The 16,624-nt window shown below is 56.2% G+C and carries 14 protein-coding genes; 7 read left to right on the forward strand and 7 right to left on the reverse strand.

The window, feature by feature from the left end; all coding sequences use genetic code 11:
* Nucleotides 1-64: 64 nt before the first annotated feature.
* Both EU557_RS14440 and EU557_RS14445 read right to left on the reverse strand, forming a co-directional pair.
* Nucleotides 65-1,093: a FecR family protein gene (locus tag EU557_RS14440; protein ID WP_135531174.1), complete on the reverse strand. Its 1,029-nt coding sequence runs from the start codon at nucleotides 1,091-1,093 to the stop codon at nucleotides 65-67.
* Nucleotides 1,094-1,293: 200 nt separating this feature from the next.
* On the reverse strand, nucleotides 1,294-1,902 hold the full coding sequence (locus tag EU557_RS14445) for an RNA polymerase sigma factor (RefSeq protein WP_135531175.1): 609 nt from the start codon (nucleotides 1,900-1,902) through the stop codon (nucleotides 1,294-1,296).
* 189 nt (nucleotides 1,903-2,091) lie between these two features.
* On the opposite strand from EU557_RS14445, the gene EU557_RS14450 reads away from it, so the two are divergent.
* Together EU557_RS14450 and EU557_RS14455 are read left to right on the forward strand one after the other, a co-directional pair.
* Nucleotides 2,092-2,445: a low molecular weight protein tyrosine phosphatase family protein gene (locus tag EU557_RS14450; RefSeq protein WP_245326279.1), complete on the forward strand. Its 354-nt coding sequence runs from the start codon at nucleotides 2,092-2,094 to the stop codon at nucleotides 2,443-2,445.
* Nucleotides 2,446-2,503: 58 nt separating this feature from the next.
* Complete coding sequence (locus EU557_RS14455) at nucleotides 2,504-3,445, forward strand: M90 family metallopeptidase (protein WP_135531177.1); 942 nt, start codon at nucleotides 2,504-2,506, stop codon at nucleotides 3,443-3,445.
* Between the two features lie 80 nt (nucleotides 3,446-3,525).
* On the opposite strand, the gene EU557_RS14460 is transcribed toward EU557_RS14455, so the two are convergent.
* Nucleotides 3,526-4,323 carry a sterol desaturase family protein gene (locus tag EU557_RS14460; RefSeq protein WP_135531178.1) on the reverse strand — a complete coding sequence of 266 codons (798 nt, stop codon included), beginning with the start codon at nucleotides 4,321-4,323 and terminating at the stop codon, nucleotides 3,526-3,528.
* Nucleotides 4,324-4,426: 103 nt separating this feature from the next.
* Here EU557_RS14460 and EU557_RS14465 point away from each other — a divergent pair, with 103 nt between their 5' ends.
* On the forward strand, nucleotides 4,427-6,277 hold the full coding sequence (locus EU557_RS14465; protein ID WP_135531179.1) for a M2 family metallopeptidase: 1,851 nt from the start codon (nucleotides 4,427-4,429) through the stop codon (nucleotides 6,275-6,277).
* Between the two features lie 105 nt (nucleotides 6,278-6,382).
* On the opposite strand, the gene EU557_RS14470 is transcribed toward EU557_RS14465, so the two are convergent.
* The 3 genes from EU557_RS14470 to recQ all read right to left on the reverse strand — a co-directional run bounded on the left by EU557_RS14470 (nucleotide 6,383) and on the right by recQ (nucleotide 10,981).
* The gene (locus EU557_RS14470; protein WP_135531180.1) at nucleotides 6,383-7,102 is read right to left on the reverse strand and encodes a pirin family protein; all 720 of its coding nucleotides are present in this window, start codon (nucleotides 7,100-7,102) and stop codon (nucleotides 6,383-6,385) included.
* 459 nt (nucleotides 7,103-7,561) lie between these two features.
* Entirely contained in the window at nucleotides 7,562-8,371 is an 810-nt protein-coding gene (locus tag EU557_RS14475; RefSeq protein ID WP_135531181.1) for an XRE family transcriptional regulator, read from the reverse strand.
* A 327-nt stretch (nucleotides 8,372-8,698) separates the two neighbouring features.
* The gene (recQ, locus tag EU557_RS14480; protein ID WP_135531182.1) at nucleotides 8,699-10,981 is read right to left on the reverse strand and encodes a DNA helicase RecQ; all 2,283 of its coding nucleotides are present in this window, start codon (nucleotides 10,979-10,981) and stop codon (nucleotides 8,699-8,701) included.
* 156 nt (nucleotides 10,982-11,137) lie between these two features.
* Between recQ and EU557_RS14485 the strand changes: the two genes are divergently transcribed.
* On the forward strand, nucleotides 11,138-11,488 hold the full coding sequence (locus tag EU557_RS14485; RefSeq protein ID WP_135531183.1) for a four-helix bundle copper-binding protein: 351 nt from the start codon (nucleotides 11,138-11,140) through the stop codon (nucleotides 11,486-11,488).
* A 234-nt stretch (nucleotides 11,489-11,722) separates the two neighbouring features.
* On the opposite strand, the gene EU557_RS14490 is transcribed toward EU557_RS14485, so the two are convergent.
* Entirely contained in the window at nucleotides 11,723-12,910 is a 1,188-nt protein-coding gene (locus tag EU557_RS14490; RefSeq protein ID WP_135531184.1) for a THUMP domain-containing class I SAM-dependent RNA methyltransferase, read from the reverse strand.
* A gap of 147 nt (nucleotides 12,911-13,057) precedes the next feature.
* On the opposite strand from EU557_RS14490, the gene EU557_RS14495 reads away from it, so the two are divergent.
* The 3 genes from EU557_RS14495 (at nucleotide 13,058) to EU557_RS14505 (ending at nucleotide 16,491) form a co-directional block, all read left to right on the forward strand.
* Nucleotides 13,058-14,080 carry a hypothetical protein gene (locus EU557_RS14495; RefSeq protein ID WP_135531185.1) on the forward strand — a complete coding sequence of 341 codons (1,023 nt, stop codon included), beginning with the start codon at nucleotides 13,058-13,060 and terminating at the stop codon, nucleotides 14,078-14,080.
* A 124-nt stretch (nucleotides 14,081-14,204) separates the two neighbouring features.
* The gene (locus EU557_RS14500; protein ID WP_135531186.1) at nucleotides 14,205-14,903 is read left to right on the forward strand and encodes an aquaporin; all 699 of its coding nucleotides are present in this window, start codon (nucleotides 14,205-14,207) and stop codon (nucleotides 14,901-14,903) included.
* A 187-nt stretch (nucleotides 14,904-15,090) separates the two neighbouring features.
* Complete coding sequence (locus tag EU557_RS14505) at nucleotides 15,091-16,491, forward strand: sugar MFS transporter (protein WP_210116056.1); 1,401 nt, start codon at nucleotides 15,091-15,093, stop codon at nucleotides 16,489-16,491.
* The last annotated feature ends 133 nt before the right edge of the window (nucleotides 16,492-16,624 follow it).

The following is a 16,624-nucleotide window of genomic DNA, read 5'->3' on the forward strand; positions in this document are numbered from 1 at the left end:
AATGCGGGTTGCAAACAGGTTATCTAGCCATAGGCAAGTGGGCTTGGTGAGAGATGGGCTGCAACTACCGGGGCGCGCAGCCGGCGCTCCGGAACAGAATGTGGGTGTCTTGTTTTTCGTAGGAAGCGCCCAGGGCTTTGCAGAGCACGTCTAGCTTGGCGAAAAGGGACGCGTCTTGCAGGTTCAGGGTCACGTTGCAAGAAGCCAGGGCCGCGGCATCGTACTCGATGTTCACGCCATAGGCCTTTTGCAGGGCGGCTAGCACCTCCGGCACGGGTCGGTCGTCGAAGGCAAACGACTGTGTAGCTAGCTGCACTGGCTGGGCTACCAACTCGCGCTGCAACTTGTGGCGCACCGGCGAATACACGGCTTGCTGATTGGGCAGCACCACAACTCCCGTTGGCAGTTCTGCAACTGATGCTGATGCCTCCGCCAATGGGTTTACCCGTACCCGACCGGTTCGCACCTTCACCACTGCTGGCGCGGAGCCTTCGGGGGCCCGTACTAAGAAGCTGGTTCCCAGCACTGTGGTCACCACCTTATTGGTGTACACCCGGAACGGATGGGCTTTATCGGGCTGGATGTCGAAGAAGGCCTCCCCTTTCAAATACACCGTGCGGTGAGTAGCTGCAAATTGCCGTGGGTACTTCAGCTGGCCCTGTGGCGACACCCGGACGGTACTCCCATCGGTAAGGCGAATGGTTTGAGGCTGAGCCGTGGTGTTCACGAACAGCTGCCACTCAGCGGCTTGCCGGGTTACAGAGGCCGTGGGAGCTGGGGCTGGCTGAGTTAGCCAGTGCTGAGCCCCTATGCCTAGGCCTAGGGCCACCACGGCCGCGGCGGCCCACCGAACGCCACCGGCATACCAGGGCCGCGCGGCCGGCGGACTCAAATCCTCGGCGTCGAGAGTTTGGGATTCAATCTGCTCCCAGAGCTTGGTTCGTAGTTGTTCGCGCTCCGCTGGAGTTAGCGTGAGCGGAGGCTGCTGGTGGCCTAGCAGGCTATACCATTGTTCAACCACCCGCACTTCTTCGGGCGTACACTCGCCTTGCTGATAGCGCTGCAAGAGATAGAGTAAGTCAGTTTGCTTCATAGCTTTTCAGCAGAATACAGGCGGCGGGCTATTGATACAGACGACTAACTCGGCTGCATCCCTAGCCCACCATTAAAAATTTTATCAAAAAGATGCTGTACCGCATGGGTCTAGGGCCCATAATGCGCCGCAGGTCAGAAAAACGAACCTAGCAAACACTCACATTAAGGCAGTGGCTCAGCGGCATTAGGCGGGCAGCCCTACCACCAATACAGCAGCAGCAAGGCCAGAAAATCACGCAGGCTTACCCGCAGCACTTTCAGAGCCCGGGTAAGGTGATACTCCACGGTTTTGCGCGAGATATTGAGGCGCACGGCTATTTCAGGCACCGATTGGTGCTCTAGCCGGCTCAGGCGAAACACTTCACGCGTGTGCTCCGGCAGCTGCATTAGGCTGTCTAAAAGAGCCAAGGAAAGGTCATCGGCAGCTACGGTTTCCTCGGTGCTATGGTCTTCTGGGACTATTTGCAGGCGACTGCGCTCCAGGTAGGTTGCCTGCGTGAGCCGGGCCTTCAGCACATCAATCACGCGGTATTTCACCGCGGTTAGTAAATACGGATGCAAGGTTTGGATGCTGTGGGTGTGCCGCTTCAGCCACAACGCCGCAAACAGATCTTGCACCACTTCTTCGGCGGCTTCCCGCGAGTTCAGCTTGCGGTAGGCCACTCCCAACAGCTGCTCCCAGTACCGCTCGTAGATCTCCGCAAAAGCCAGTTTATCATCCGCTTGCAGTGCCCGCACTAGTGCCTCGTCGGTCCAGGCGGCGTACAGCTGGTGGTGCTTGGGTGAAGATGGGCGGAAGGCGGACATGGGCGTGCGGAAAGACTAACTTATCAATCTTCTCAGCAACCTCCAATTAGATCCTGCTTTAAGCCTGCTACCGCAGTCCTTTTAAATGGTGCAGATGCTACGTTGAGGTTGAGCAGGCACACGCACATAAAAGGGCTGTGCCGCCTGTTCGCGCTAACTTGCGGTCCTTTATCATTTATGCTGTACTCCTTGCCTGAATCTTCAGCCCCCGCTAAGCTATTATTCATCTGCAGCCAAAACCGCTGGCGCAGCCTTACCGCCGAGCGGCTCTTTGATAATCACCCTGCGTATGAGGCCCGCTCGGCGGGCACCGAGCCAGGTGCCCGCGTGCGAGTTACGGCCGGGCACCTGGGCTGGGCCGACGTAGTGCTGGTAATGGAGCGCAAACACACTGACCTTCTGCGCCAAAAGTTTGGTGATGCGTTGGAAGGCAAGCGCATCATTAATCTGCGCATTCCCGACAAATTTCAGTTCATGGATCACATCCTGCAGGACCTACTCCGGGAGCGAGTGCGCGAGCATTTAGGGGCCGATGTGCTGTAGCTGGCTTGGTGGCGCTACTTGCGTACAACCTCTAGGCCTGGGGCCCGTTTAGCGGCTCATGCAGTACCTATTTTTTGCTACTATCGTCGCGGTGGTAGCCTTTCTTTTCTATCGTTACGTCACCCGTGAATCGCGGGTGAAGCAGCAGGCGCTGGCCGAAGAATTTCCGGCCACTTGGCGACAAATTCTATCGGAGCGGGTAGCCTTTTATCTTTCCCTCACCGCTAACGACAAGCAACGCTTTGAGAAAAAGATCCAGGTATTCCTGGCTCAAACGCGCGTGACGGGCATCGAAACCGAAATAGATAACACTACGCGCGTGCTGGTAGCGGCTTCGGCCGTGATTCCCGTGTTTGGCTTTCCGGATTGGGAGTACAGCAACCTGAGCGAAGTGCTGGTGGTACCCGACGCCTGGACCCAGCAGCGCGACCCAAACAAGGAGTATGTAGGCCTAGAAGGCACCTTGCTCGGCAGTGTGCAGGGCTTTCAGACCTCCCACTATATGCGCCTTTCCAAAGCCTCCCTTGAGCAAGGCTTTAAGGATGCCCTTGATAAGCAGAACGTGGGCATTCATGAGTTTGCGCACCTGCTGGACGAAGCCGATGGCGTAATTGATGGGGTGCCTGGCGTGGCCCTCCCCGCCGAACTGCGGCCGGAATGGGAAGCCGTGATGCAGCGCGAAATAGCAGCAATTAGGGCCGGAAACTCCGAAATCAACGACTACGCGGGCACCAACGAGGCCGAGTTCTTTGCCGTGGTGACGGAGTACTTCTTTGAGAAACCGGAGAAGCTTCAGGAACACCACCCGGAACTGTACCAGCTGCTGAGCCGGGCCTTCCGCCAGAACCCTAAAAAACGCTTCCTACGCTTTGCCGTTGACCCACGCGAATGGATTCGGAGCCTTCGCTCCCGCCGTAAGTTCGGTCGCAACGACCCTTGCCCCTGCGGCAGCGGCAAGAAGTACAAAGACTGCCACTTGAAGCAACAGCAAGCCGCCTAGGCCACTCACTTTATCGGAGTTACACAACAGCCATGAAGCCCGCCCATATAGCAAGAGCGGGCTTCATGGCTGTTGTGTAACTACATGTTTGCGGTTTCCCGGCGGGCCCCAGCTACCTTCTCGAACCGCTCTTGATATTTTGAGTGGTTGGTGCCCATGAGCCGGTCCCACCAGTTGAAGTAGAGCCCGTAATTGCCCTTCACGAACTGGTGGTGCATGTTGTGGTGGGTGCTGGTGTTGTGCAGCCGGCCAAAGCGCGTGCGCAGAAACTTGGCTGGGTATGGCTCATAGCCAAGGTGGCCTAGCACGTTCATGCCCATCATATACGTCAGGAAGGCTACGATGGCAATGGGGTGCAATGGCACCAGAAATACCAGCAGCGGGAAAATACCTGCTTCTACCACGGCTTCCAGCGGATGAAAAGCGAAAGCCGCCCACGGCGAAGGATTGGTGGACAGGTGGTGTACCCGGTGCACGCGCTGGTACACGCCGGGCAGGTGCATGAACCGGTGGGTCCAGTAGAAATAGGTATCGTGGGCCAGAATGGCGAGTAAGGTGCTCCCAATCAGGTACACCCACCCGTACTGGCCTACGCTGGTGTAAATGCGGGTAAAGCCGGCTTGCCTGGCTGCGAAAATGCATACGCCCACTGCCGCAAAAATCAGGCAGGTAAGGATGGAATATCGTATTTCGGTGTGAATGTGCTTGGAATCGGGGAAGCGCGGCTGTATGCGGCGGTGCTGCCAGCGGGCCTTTTTCCAGCGCCAGAAAACCCAGTAGGCCACTCCCGCGAACAGTCCGTAGCGCAGGAGCATCATGAGTAAGTCGGCGGCATAGACTAGGCCAGCCTGCGTGGGAGTAATAAGTGCGGCTTGCATACCGGCGAAACTACAACGGCTGCCGGTTAGTTCGGCCCGTGAAACCCACCGGATATGTACCTTCGCAGTTGGTACTCTCCCAAGCCTTACCTAATCCGTTTCCATGAAGAAATACTTCCTTCCCACCCTCACAGCCGCCGTGCTGACGGCCTGTGCCCCCACCGCCAAAACGCCCACCACCACTCCTACAGCTACCACTACTGCACCAGCTGCCCAACCCGCTGCCCCTGACTGGCAGGAGCAAGCAGAGACTTTCCTGAAGGAGTACTCCACAGAATATCAGCGCCTCTATGCTCAGTCGAGCGAGGCAGAATGGCGCTCCAACACGCACATTGTGGCCGGTGACACGGCCAACTCGGGAGCTACAGCCCGGGCCAATGAGCGTATGGCAGCCTTCACGGGCTCTGCCGCAAATATTCAGCGCCTGCGTGAGCTGCTAGAGCACAAGCAAGACCTGACGGAGCTGCAGGTAAAACAGCTCCAAACGGCTCTTTACAACGCCGCCAACTCGCCTCAGACCATTGCGGAGGTGGTAAAGCGCCGCATCAAAGCCGAAACCCAGCAAACCGAAAAGCTCTACGGCTTCGACTACAAGTACCAAGGCAAATCCGTCACTACCAACGACCTTGATGAACTGCTGCGCAAGGAGAAGAACCCAGCCAAGCGCCAGCAGATTTGGGAGGCCAGCAAGGCCATCGGGCCCACGCTGAAGGAAGGCCTGCTGAACCTGCGCGACCTACGCAACCAGACCGTGCAGGCCCTCGGCTATCCTGATTACTTCTCCTACCAAGCCTCCGACTACGGCATGAGCCGGGAGGAGATGATGACGCTGGTGCGGAAGATCAACGAAGAGCTACGCCCGCTCTACCGCGAACTGCATACCTATGCCCGCTATGAGCTGGCCAAGAAATACAACGTGAAGCAGGTGCCTGACTACCTGCCTGCTTCCTGGCTACCCAACCGCTGGGGCCAAGACTGGAGCGCCATGGTAGATGTAAAAGGCCTTAACCTCGACCCGGTACTGGCTAAAAAAGGCGCTGAGTGGCAGGTGAAGCAGGCGGAGCGTTTCTACCAGAGCCTAGGCTTCCCGGCGCTGCCAGCCTCCTTCTATGAGAAAAGCAGCCTCTACCCCTTGCCCAAAGGCGCCACCTACAAGAAGAACAACCACGCCTCCGCTTGGCACATGGATCTGAACCAGGACGTGCGCAGCCTCATGAGCGTGGAAGGCAACACCGAGTGGTACGAAACCACCCACCACGAGCTAGGCCACATCTACTACTACCTCACCTATGCCAACTCCGAGGTGCCGGTGCTCCTGCGCCAGGGTGCCAACCGCGGCTACCATGAAGCCATGGGCTCCCTGATGGGACTAGCCGCTACGCAAAAGCCCTTCCTGGCAGGTCTAGGCCTAGTAGACCCCAAGTCGCAAACCGACCAGACGCAAACCCTGCTGAAGGAAGCGCTGAACTACGCCGTATTCATTCCGTTTGCCTCGGGCGTGATGAGCGAGTGGGAAAACAGCTTCTACGCTGATAAGCTGCCCGCCGACCAGCTCAACGCCCGCTGGTGGGCGCTGGCCAAGCAGTACCAAGGCATCGTGCCTCCTACCACACGCGGTGAGCAGTACCTCGACCCCGCTACCAAAACCCACATCAATGACGATCCGGCCCAGTATTATGACTATGCCCTCTCATACGTCATCCTGTTCCAGCTCCACGACCATATTGCCAAGAAAATCTTGAAGCAGGACCCGCACGCTACCAATTACTACGGCAGCAAAGAAGTAGGCCAGTTCCTGGCCGACATCATGCGCCCCGGTGCCAGCAAAGATTGGCGCACGGTTCTCAAGGAGAAAACCGGCGAAGATCTATCGGCTCGTGCCATGGTCGAGTACTTTGAGCCCCTGATGGCCTACCTGAAGCAGCAGAACAAAGGCCGCAAGTACACTATGTAAATCTGCTTGTTTGCTAGGCCAGAAAGTAAGTATCCAGGCTGTTTTCTTAAGTATAGAAAAAGCCCGTCCAATTTTGGACGGGCTTTTTCTATACTTGGTCTATGGCTAGAAATTGGCCTCGGAACTAGGCAGATCAATAAGAATAAATTGGGCATCCTTTGAAGCTCTAATCTCCAGCACGTTTTCGTCGGTGGAGCGTACTTGGTCATTGGGCCCAATATCTACTCCGTTGATATACAGAGTGCCTTCTTTCACATAAATAAAGGTACTCCGGATCGGGAAGGTTTTGAACGTGACGGTTTTGTCGGCGCTCAGGTTGCACCAGTAGATGGTGGAGTTGGAGTTCATGTATACCACGTCTTCCAGCACTTTCTGACCCGACACCAAAGGCACCAGCTCGTTTTTCTTATCGAGAAAGTCTACGTCCTTCTGCTCGTAGCTGGGCGACAGACCTTTCTGGTTCGGTAGAAACCAGAGCTGGTAGATGTGCGCAGCCTTGTCAGTGCCATTGGTTTCGGAGTGCGCTAGGCCAGTGCCGGCGGTCATGCGCTGCACCTCTCCTTTTTTGATAGTGGCCTTATTACCAGCAGTGTCGGTATGCACTAGCTCTCCATCCAGCACTAGGGTCACGATTTCCATCTCGGAGTGCGGGTGCTGCGGAAAGCCCGAGTTACCCTGAATGGTGTCATCGTTGAACACCCGCAGCGGGCCAAACTCCGAATTGTCAGGGTCGTAATAGTCAGCAAAACTGAACAAGAAGTAGCTGTTGAGCCATTGCACCGGAGCGGCGTGGTGGCGGTCGGTGGCGGGAATGAGCTTGAGCATCGTGAGTAGGGTTGAGTTGTTGCTGATGGCTTACGCGTAGCAGCATAGGTAAGTTAAGGCCTACTTAGACCGGACATACTCCGGCACTTCCTACTTACCTATCCCTTACTATAGAACTACCGGCTAAGTTGGGTAGTGCTGGTGATGCTTAGTAACTACATGAACTGCAAGTATCAGGACTGGCCTAGTATTGTCTTCAGTTAACCTTAGGGCTGTTGATAGAAGCGTTAAGTTGTCTTGCTGATGTTATCGAAACATCATCGCATCCGCCCTTGGCGACCTAAATGATTAGCAAAGCAATGAAACCATAGGGCTGCTTCGACTGCACGCTCATCAAGAAGGTTGATAAGTCGTTATTACTCCCGAACCGCTATCAAGCAAAAAGCCCCAGCACTATCTCTAGTACCGGGGCTTTTTGAGTTGTTATGCCTGCGCGAAGTGGCCTAGGCCACTTTTGCATTACACTTTCTTCATGGTGCTCACCTGCTGCTGCAGATCCAGCACAATGCTGGCGAGGCGGTTGAGCGAAAGGTCGGCGATGGGGAACGTGCTGCTGATGTAGGCTTTGGCTTCCCAAATCTCCACTACATCTTCCACATCAATCTGATAGGGTGAGTAGAGGGGGTTGTCGGAGTGCAGCGCCAGCATGGCATTGTCCTTCAGGCGGTTGAACACGCGCTTGAACACGATACCTTCTTTGCTGCTTACTACGATGCAGGGCGTACCGTCCTTGATGTTCATCCAATCATCCACGTAGCGGCCCACGATAACAGTGCCGCTGGCAATAGGAAGCATGGAGTCACCGGCAATCTCGAAGGCGCGGTACGTACCACCCGTGCCCAACATGGGTAGGCGGAATTTCGGCAGCTCCTCCAGGTACTCAGGGTCGGCGTAGCCATTGAGGTAACCAGCGGCAGCTTTCTGAGGCACGAGCTCAATATTTTCGTTCTGCTCTTTGTCTACCGTCAAGGCCAGAATGCGCAGGTTGCCGCCGGGGCGGTTTGCGGTGGTCTCGGTGGTAGCAGCAGTTTGAGCCTGCAGCTGAAGCGCAGCTTTGGCGTTCTTCTTTTTGCTAAAGTCGGTGGTAACCAGCGAGTCCAACGAGATATTGAACAGGCGAGCCATGTTTACCAACGTAGCTAGCTTGGGTTCAGCGCGGCCTTCTTCATACGCGCCCACCAAGGAGCGTTTGATACCGAGCTTTTCGGCCATCTGGGCCTGCGTAAGGGCCAGTTCGCGCCGCCAGAATTTGAGATTAGTATTGATCATAGCGCAGGGAGCCGGGAGAAGGGCTTCATCGGTAAAGATTTACCGGCTCACGAAGATACGAACGCTTCTACGCGAATACTAATTCAATTAGCTGAAATTTTTGCTAAAAATATTTGGGCGCGTTTGCTTAGTGCAAGTAGAGCAAAGCAACGCTTCTTTATTAGCAGTTAACAGCCTTGGAGAAGTAAGAAGCCTTTACCTCCATCATAGAAGTAAAGGCTTCTTACTAAGTCACAAATTGCAGAAGGATGAATTACGATTTCCCGCGCGTGCTCAACTCGCAATGACAGGCCTAGGCCACGTGTCCACCACTTCCCAGTTGCAGCTCTACTCCCCACGCAGCTTTTTGAAGTACATCAAGGCCAGGCGGAGCTTGAAGTAGTCGTACTTCTCGCGCAGGTGGTCGAACAGGTCGCGGAGCATAGGGCTGCTACCGAGCTGCGCTTGGGCGGTCTGAATTTCGGCTAGCTCTTCGGGCTTCAAAAATTCCTCAATCCGCAACTCTAGGCCCTTGGCGTAGCAGGTGGTCAGGTGGGTTTGCACGGTGGAAACAGCCAGGTCGCGGCGCTGGGCAATGGCTTCCATGCTCAGGCCCATGCGATGTAGCTGGTGCGTGGTTTCTGCAGTGCCATTCACTTCCGAGGTAGCGGCCTTGGGCTCTTTTGCTTCTTTTGCAGGCTTTTTACGCACCGTACGAGCGGCACTAAAATCATCCGGATCGAGGTGGTCGGGCAAGTCGTCCTCATCCAGTTCCGCCTGAGCGGCGGGATTACCGCCGTGCGCCAGCACCTCCCGAATGAAGGCCTCGCCGTACGTCTCGAATTTCTTCATACCTACGCCCGAAATGCCCAGCATAGCCACGCGGTTAACCGGCCGCTCCACTGCCATTTCCTGGAGGGTAGAGTCGGTGAAGATAACGTACGGGGGTACGCCTTGCTCATCGGCAATGCGCTTGCGCAACGTCCGCAGGGCCTCGAAGAGCTGCGCCTCGCGGGTGGCAGGCGTGGCTTTGGTTGCCGTGGCGGCTTTGCGGCCTCGCGGTGCTTTCTCCGCCTTCTCAGCTGGCTGGAATTTCTTCATGGGCACGGTGCGCTGTCCCTGCAGCACCTCCCGGCCTATATCGGTGATTTTTAGCGCGTACCCTTCTTCGTAAGCAATGTACACCAAGCCATCATTCAGCATCTGGTGAATGTAGCTGTACCAATCCAGGTAAGGCAGGTCGCGGCCGGCTCCATAGGTTTTAATCTGGTCTAGGCCACCGCTGAGTACGGCTTGGTTGCGCATGCCGCGCAGCACGTCAATGAGCAGGTTGATACTCACTCGCTCCCGGCTCCGCACTATGGCAGAGAGGGCCTTCTGGGCAATTTCAGTCCCATCGAACGTGGTAGGCGGGTTGCGGCAGATGTCGCAGTTACCACAGTCTTGGGCCAGCGTCTCGCCGAAATAGTTGAGCAGGATTTTCCGGCGGCAGCTGGCGGCTTCCGCAAACTGCTGCATGCGCTCCAGCTTGGTAAGGTTAAGCTGGGTCAGGTTGGGGTTTTCCTTGGTGAGCATGTCGCGCAGGCTCATCACATCACCAAAGGAGTAGAACAGCACGGCCGTGGCGGGGCTGCCATCGCGGCCAGCCCGGCCTATTTCCTGGTAGTAGCCCTCAATGTTCTTGGGCAGATTGTAGTGAATTACCCAGCGCACGTTGCTCTTATCGATGCCCATGCCGAAGGCGATGGTAGCCACAATCACCTGCAGATCATCCTTTAGGAAGCCTTCCTGCACGGCGGCACGCTGGTTGGGCGTCATGCCGGCATGGTAGAAACCGGCCTTGATGCCCTTGGCCTGAATCTTCTGAGCCAACGTTTCGCATTGCTTGCGCGAGAGGCAGTATACTATACCGGCCTCGCCTTGGTGGCGCTCCAGAAACTCCAGTATGCCCCCTACTCGGTCTTGGCCCGGCCGCACAATCAGGTTCAGGTTAGGCCTATCGAACGACGACAGGAACACCCGCGGCTCCGTCAGGCGCAACTGCTGCTGAATGTCGCGCTGGGTCAGGCGGTCGGCGGTGGCGGTGAGGGCAATAATGGGAATTTGCGGAAACTGCTCACGCAGCACCCGCAGCTGGGTGTACTCAGGCCGGAAATCATGCCCCCAGGAGCTGATGCAGTGCGCCTCGTCGATGGCGAACATGCTGATGCGCATGCGGCGGAGCAGATTCAGGAAGCCCTCGGAGAGCAGCTTCTCCGGCGATACATAGAGCAGTTTGAGGTAGCCGTTAAGGCAATCGGCGGCAATGTTGTTCTGCTCGCTCTGGCCTACGCTGCTGTTGATATAAGCGGCCGAGATACCGTTGGCTTTCAGGGCTTCCACCTGGTCCTTCATCAACGCAATCAGCGGCGACACCACCACGCACACGCCATCCTGCACTACGGCCGGTACCTGAAAGCAGACTGATTTACCGCCACCCGTGGGCATAAGCACCACCGTGTCCTGACCACCCAGAATATTCTGGATGATATCCTCCTGCATAGGACGGAACGAGTCATACCCGTAGTACTTTTTCAGTACTCGGCGGGCAGATTCGATGGTGGGAGCAAGTGGTTCGGCGGCAAATAACATAGCAGGTAACGAGCGCAAATGAGCGGCAATGGAACGGTGAAATTAACCATTTACAGGCGGAAATCGTGCACTTCTCTTCTAGAATACTGAACGTCTGTCAGCCTAGTAGCCCCGTATACAAGGACATATCATTTCATTTTCCTAACCCCATACCTGATGGCTACTTCATCTGCATCCACCACGCAAAATCAATCCGTTCTCGACGCCCTCAGCCGCTGCATCGCAGCCTGCGAAATGTGCGCCGATGCTTGCCTACACGAAGACGACATTAAGATGATGGTGCCCTGCATTCGCCTCGACCGCGACTGCGCCGACATCTGCCGCTTGACTGCCGCTTTTATAGCCCGTGGCTCCGACCACGCCAAGCATGTGCTCAGAGAATGCATTGAGATTTGCCAGAAGTGCGGAGATGAGTGTGGCAAACACCAGCACGACCATTGCCAACAGTGCGCTGCCGCTTGCCGCGCCTGCGTAGAAGCCTGCCAGCAGTACATTGGGCAGGCCTAACCGTAGGCAAGTTCACGCGTAACCATGGTACGTCGTAACTCGCACGCAGTACCTGCCAACACGTTAGCCTGAGCTCGCGAAAGCCCTACTTACGTCTGAATAACTGGCCTAGAATGGCTCGTACTGACGTAAGTTGATCTTTCGCAAGTTCAAGCTGACGTGTGATTTTTTATGCGGTGCTAGAAGAGGCACGCCGCTTAGGAGAAGCTCGTTCTAGGCCACTCCCCTACTTAGCTACTCCGGTTTGCTCACTTTGCGCGTGCCTTGGTAGAGCTCATATTTCAACAGACGACAGTCGATGGGACCATTGTAGAGCGGGATGCGGCGGCTGGTTTTCAGACCGATGCGCTTAGCCGCTTCTAGGTTGCCGGTAAACACGTACGCATCGTAACCCTGAAAGCCGGATTTGAGCGTGTCGCCGATGGTCTTGTAGAGGGCATCCATCTGGGCCTCTTCACCAATCCGCTCCCCGTACGGCGGGTTCATAATGACGATGCCGGGCTCTTCCTTGGCGGGGGCTTTGGCCTCTTTCACGTCGCGCACCCCCAGGCGAATAAAATCTTCCAAATCGGCTGCGGCTACGTTCTGGCGAGCCAGCTCAATGTACTCGCGCGATAAGTCAGAGCCGGCAATGTAGGCCTGGGGCTCCTCTATGCGCATTTGGCGGGCATCCAGCTGCACTGATTCCCAGAGTGCCGAATCAAAATCGGGCCAGTTCTCGAAGCCAAACTTACCCTGGTGATAGAGGCCGGGCGCAATGTGCTGGGCAATCATGGCTGCCTCCGTGAGCAGCGTACCCGAGCCGCACATAGGGTCAATAAGTGTCTTTTTGCCGTCCCAGCCGGTAAGCAGCAGCAAGCCGGCGGCTAGGGCTTCGTTGAGTGGGGCTACGTTGGTCTGCTGGCGGTAGCCGCGCTTGTGCAATGATTCGCCGGACGCATCGAGGCTAAGAATCACCTCGTTTTCAATCATGTGCAGGTGCAGCCGGATGTCGGGGTTTTTCACATCTACGCTGGGCCGCGAGCCGGTGCGGTTGCGGAACTGATCCACAATGGCATCCTTGGTAAGCTGCGCCACAAAGAGGGAGTGTTCAAACGTAGACTTGTTGACCACTGCCGTGATGGCAAAGGTCTGGTCTTGCCTGATGTACTTGCTCCAATCAATACGGCCAACCTCGCGGTACAAAGCCTTTTCATCGCGGGCATAAAAGCCAGCGAAGGGCTTGAGGATGCGCATGGCCGTGCGGCACCACAGGCAGGCTTCGTAGAGCAGTTGGGTATCGCCGCTGAATTCAATGGCCCGTTGACCCACCTTTTCGATAGTGGCCCCTAGCTGATACAGTTCCTCCGCCAGCACTTCTTCCAACCCAAATTGGGTGGTGGCAGTCATATAAAAGGGAGCGGAACGGCGGGTTGCGGCCATGAGAAGCAAAGTAAAATGAGAAAGTAAGGCCGCAAAGGTCGGGAAAGAAGCGGGTGAAACCGCAGAACAGCTGACGCTACTGTGGCTCAAGCGGCCTTCGGTATCGTCAGGCTTAACGTTATGCAGGCCTTTTGCGTCTTTAGGCCTATGCGCCCCTCCTTTCTCTTCGACCCGAGCAAAAGCTCCCTGTTCTACCTTATTTTATTTTTAACGCTGGTAGTGGTAGGAGTTACGGGCTACGATGCGCTGAACGGGCACTACTCGATGATTGGTAGTGTAGCTTCCTTTCTAGGCCTGTTTGTGGCCTTCCAGAGCTGGAAAGCGGCTGATGATGCCTCCCGCAAAACCGACGAAGCGCTGGCTCAGATGCAGGCGCTGGCCCACGAAACTCGGCAGTTGGTGGTGAGCAGCAACACGGTGGAAGAACAAATTAAGAGTGCCGTAGTAACCATTAGCGACGCCACCCGGGAGCTGTACAAAGGCTTTCAGCCGATTATGAACGAAATAGCGGCGTTCCTGACTGAGGCAGCCGAAAGCGAGTACTTGGCCATCATGACGGATTCTGCCGCCATAGGCACGTTCTACGCCCGCCACCATCACCCGGCTCTTAATCAGCGTGAGATGCGGGCCCTCACCGACCGCATCCACGACTTGCTGCTGGAGCGTGCCCGCGACGCTCGGGAGTTCTACCTAGCTACTCTTGCCGCCGATGAGGTTCCTGATTCAGTGCCGCCTACCCGTGACCAACACGGCCACCTGCACCATTTTGTGCAAGGCGTTTGGCAGCAGTTTCATCCTGAGTCGCCGGTTACGGAGGAGTACTGGAACGAGCACCGGGAGCAACACCTTTCTACCCTACGCCAAATTCAGGAAACATTCACTTCCCTCTCTGAGCACCGGGAGCAGCGGGCGGCAGGCCTAGAGCCGCATCAGCACCTGCCAGTATTGCCACTTCAGCTGTTTCTGCGCTACAACGCCGAGGCCAAGGAGCCGTTCCGGGCACTGGTGGTGTTTCTAGGCCAGTACAACCTCGATAGAGTAGCCGAAACGCGCGCCATGCAATCTGCCGACCCCGAGCTGGTGCGCACCTTCATCAGTATGTTCGAAAGCCTCACCAGCCTCGACGACCACCCTGGTTACCAGGAGCTTCGGCGGCAGCTCCCACTGTAAGCCGGAAAAGAGTTTATTTACGAAGCCTGCTGTTCAAATCCAGCCTGAGCGGAAGCACCGTACGCATTCTGCTGGGGCTCACCCCAGCCGCCACCTCCTATCGTATCCTCTAAATCCCCCTGGTATGCATAAATATATTGCCGAAGTGCTCGGTACGTTCGCAATTATCTTCTGCGGCACTGGTGCTATTATTATCAACCAGGAAAGCCATGGGGCCATAACGCACGTAGGCATTGCCATCACGTTTGGGCTAATAGTCACCTCCATGATCTATGCTCTAGGCACTATTTCGGGAGCTCATTTTAACCCGGCCGTTTCCATCGCTTTTACCGTGGCCCGAAAATTCCCCGCACGAGAGCTGCTGCCTTATATCGTTAGTCAGGCAATAGGGGCTATTTTGGCCAGCGCGGTGCTGCGGTATTTGTTTCCAGCTAATGAACTGCTGGGCGGCACTATGCCCGCCGGGACGGAGGCTCAATCCTTTATTTTGGAGTTCATTCTGACCTATTTCCTGATGCTGGTCATCATGAATGTGGCCTACGGCTCCAAGGAGCAGGGCTTATTCGCCGGCCTAGCCATTGGGGGAGTGGTGCTGCTGGAAGCCATGTTTGCGGGGCCTATTTGCGGCGCCTCCATGAACCCGGCCCGCTCCTTATCTCCAGCGCTGGTATCGGGGCACTTGGAGCATCTGTGGCTGTACTTGGTAGCGCCAACGCTTGGGGCAGTAGGTGCGGTGCTTACCTGGAAGTACCTTACTACTTCTGTGCAGACTGCTGCAGTTTCAGCAGCAGAGGTAGCTGAGCCGGTAAATATCACGGCATAATCTACCCTAGGCCACCTCTTCCCGCCCTATCACATCCGGATAGGTGCGGGCCGCGGGTTAAGGGGTAAAGTGCTATGCTCGAGCTGAACGCTGCCACTGCCTTGTATACACCTCAAGTATCTACGGCGGGAGGAATCGCAGATACAGCCTATATTTAAGGCCTTCTCATTTTTTTCACTCCGCCTGCATGGCCGCTCCCATCACCTCCTCTCCCACCACGGCATCTAGCACCACCCGCTCCTACGCCGGGCCTATGGTGCTGATGACCACCCTGTTCTTCCTATTCGGGGCCGTCACCAACTTCAACGACGTGCTGATGCCCTACCTCAAGGACGTCTGCCAGCTCACCGACTTGCAGTCGTCGGCGGTGCAATCGGCGTTTTTCGGGGCATACTTCCTCATGTCGCTGCCGGCGGGCCGGCTCCTGGAAAAGCTAGGCTTTAAGCGCGGCATTGTGCTAGGCCTGTTGGTGATGGGACTAGGCGCGCTGCTGTTTGTACCGGCTGCAAACTCCCGCACGTTTGGGCTGTTCCTGCTGGCGCTAAGCTTGCTGGGTGCTGGCATTACGTTGCTGCAGGTGGCGGCTAACCCCTACGTTTCAGTGCTGGGGCCAGCGCGCACCGCAGCTAGCCGGGTAAGTATTGTGGGCGTAGCCAATGGCTTGGGCGGCACCATCTCGCCGCTTATTGGTGGCCTGATTCTATTTGGGGGTTCAGCAGTGCTGAAAGCCCGCCTAGCGCAGCTGCCCCTAGAGGAACGCTTAACGCAGGAAGCTACCCTGGTAAAACCACTTTACCTCGGACTGGCAGTATTTCTCGCCGTGCTAGCTGCTCTGTTTTTCTTGGTACGTCTGCCTGAAATTGAAAGCATCCCAGCTGATGAAGAAGCTGCAGCCGCTCAAGCCGCCAGTGAAACTGGTCGTAGTTCAGCCCTCAGCTTCCGCCACCTCGCGTTGGGTGTAGTAGCCATTTTCATGTACGTAGGCGTAGAAGTAGGCATTGGCTCCTTCATTATCCGTTATGGCGAATCACAGAATATCAGCCAGCTGAGTGGCTTCACGCAAGAGTTGGTACGCGGCCTGAGCGTAGCTACCAACTGGGCGGCCGCTCTGTTCGGCAACAACCCTGATCCTATTGATACCACCACGGGGTTCACCAAAGCCGTAGGTGCCGTACTGGTATCCTCGTACTGGTTTGGGGTGATGGTGGGCCGCATTATCGGCATTCCGCTCCTCTCACGCTTTAATGCCCGCAAGCTACTGGTAGGTGTATGCGCCGCCGGCACACTATTCGTGCTGTTGTCTATCCTAAACCATGGCGAAACGGCTTTATGGCTGGTAGTGCTGTGTGGCCTTTGCAACTCCATTATCTGGCCGGTGGTGTTCCCTTTGGCAATTACTGGCCTAGGCAAATTCACGAAGCAAGGTTCTTCCTACTTGATTATGGCCATCGTAGGTGGCGCTATCATCCCGCCACTTATGGGCTTTATTGCCACCCATGGCGGTGGCCTACGGGTAGCATTTATGCTGCCGGCCCTCTGCTACGCTTACCTGCTGTTCTACTCCCTGCGCGGATACCAGGTACGGTAGCGCTTCTACTCTGACAGAGAAAGCCCGTCATCTCTTGCGCTGCGCAGGATGACGGGCTTTTTTAATGCCGACGTTTGTCAGTGCCAGCAATAGCGAAACGGCTACCTTTGCCGGTAAGTCACCTTTATTAATC

This window comes from Hymenobacter wooponensis, assembly GCF_004745865.1.
Taxonomy (GTDB): Bacteria; Bacteroidota; Bacteroidia; order Cytophagales; family Hymenobacteraceae; genus Hymenobacter; species Hymenobacter wooponensis.

Excerpts from the sequence above, each read along its gene's own strand:
- EU557_RS14440 (WP_135531174.1), bottom strand. The coding sequence starts at position 1,093 with ATGAAGCAAACTGACTTACTCTATCTCTTGCAGCGCTATCAGCAAGGC.
- EU557_RS14445 (WP_135531175.1), bottom strand. The coding sequence starts at position 1,902 with ATGTCCGCCTTCCGCCCATCTTCACCCAAGCACCACCAGCTGTACGCC.
- EU557_RS14455 (WP_135531177.1), top strand. The coding sequence starts at position 2,504 with ATGCAGTACCTATTTTTTGCTACTATCGTCGCGGTGGTAGCCTTTCTT.
- EU557_RS14460 (WP_135531178.1), bottom strand. The coding sequence starts at position 4,323 with ATGCAAGCCGCACTTATTACTCCCACGCAGGCTGGCCTAGTCTATGCC.
- EU557_RS14465 (WP_135531179.1), top strand. The coding sequence starts at position 4,427 with ATGAAGAAATACTTCCTTCCCACCCTCACAGCCGCCGTGCTGACGGCC.
- EU557_RS14470 (WP_135531180.1), bottom strand. The coding sequence starts at position 7,102 with ATGCTCAAGCTCATTCCCGCCACCGACCGCCACCACGCCGCTCCGGTG.
- EU557_RS14475 (WP_135531181.1), bottom strand. The coding sequence starts at position 8,371 with ATGATCAATACTAATCTCAAATTCTGGCGGCGCGAACTGGCCCTTACG.
- recQ (WP_135531182.1), bottom strand. The coding sequence starts at position 10,981 with ATGTTATTTGCCGCCGAACCACTTGCTCCCACCATCGAATCTGCCCGC.
- EU557_RS14485 (WP_135531183.1), top strand. The coding sequence starts at position 11,138 with ATGGCTACTTCATCTGCATCCACCACGCAAAATCAATCCGTTCTCGAC.
- EU557_RS14490 (WP_135531184.1), bottom strand. The coding sequence starts at position 12,910 with ATGGCCGCAACCCGCCGTTCCGCTCCCTTTTATATGACTGCCACCACC.
- EU557_RS14495 (WP_135531185.1), top strand. The coding sequence starts at position 13,058 with ATGCGCCCCTCCTTTCTCTTCGACCCGAGCAAAAGCTCCCTGTTCTAC.
- EU557_RS14500 (WP_135531186.1), top strand. The coding sequence starts at position 14,205 with ATGCATAAATATATTGCCGAAGTGCTCGGTACGTTCGCAATTATCTTC.
- EU557_RS14505 (WP_210116056.1), top strand. The coding sequence starts at position 15,091 with ATGGCCGCTCCCATCACCTCCTCTCCCACCACGGCATCTAGCACCACC.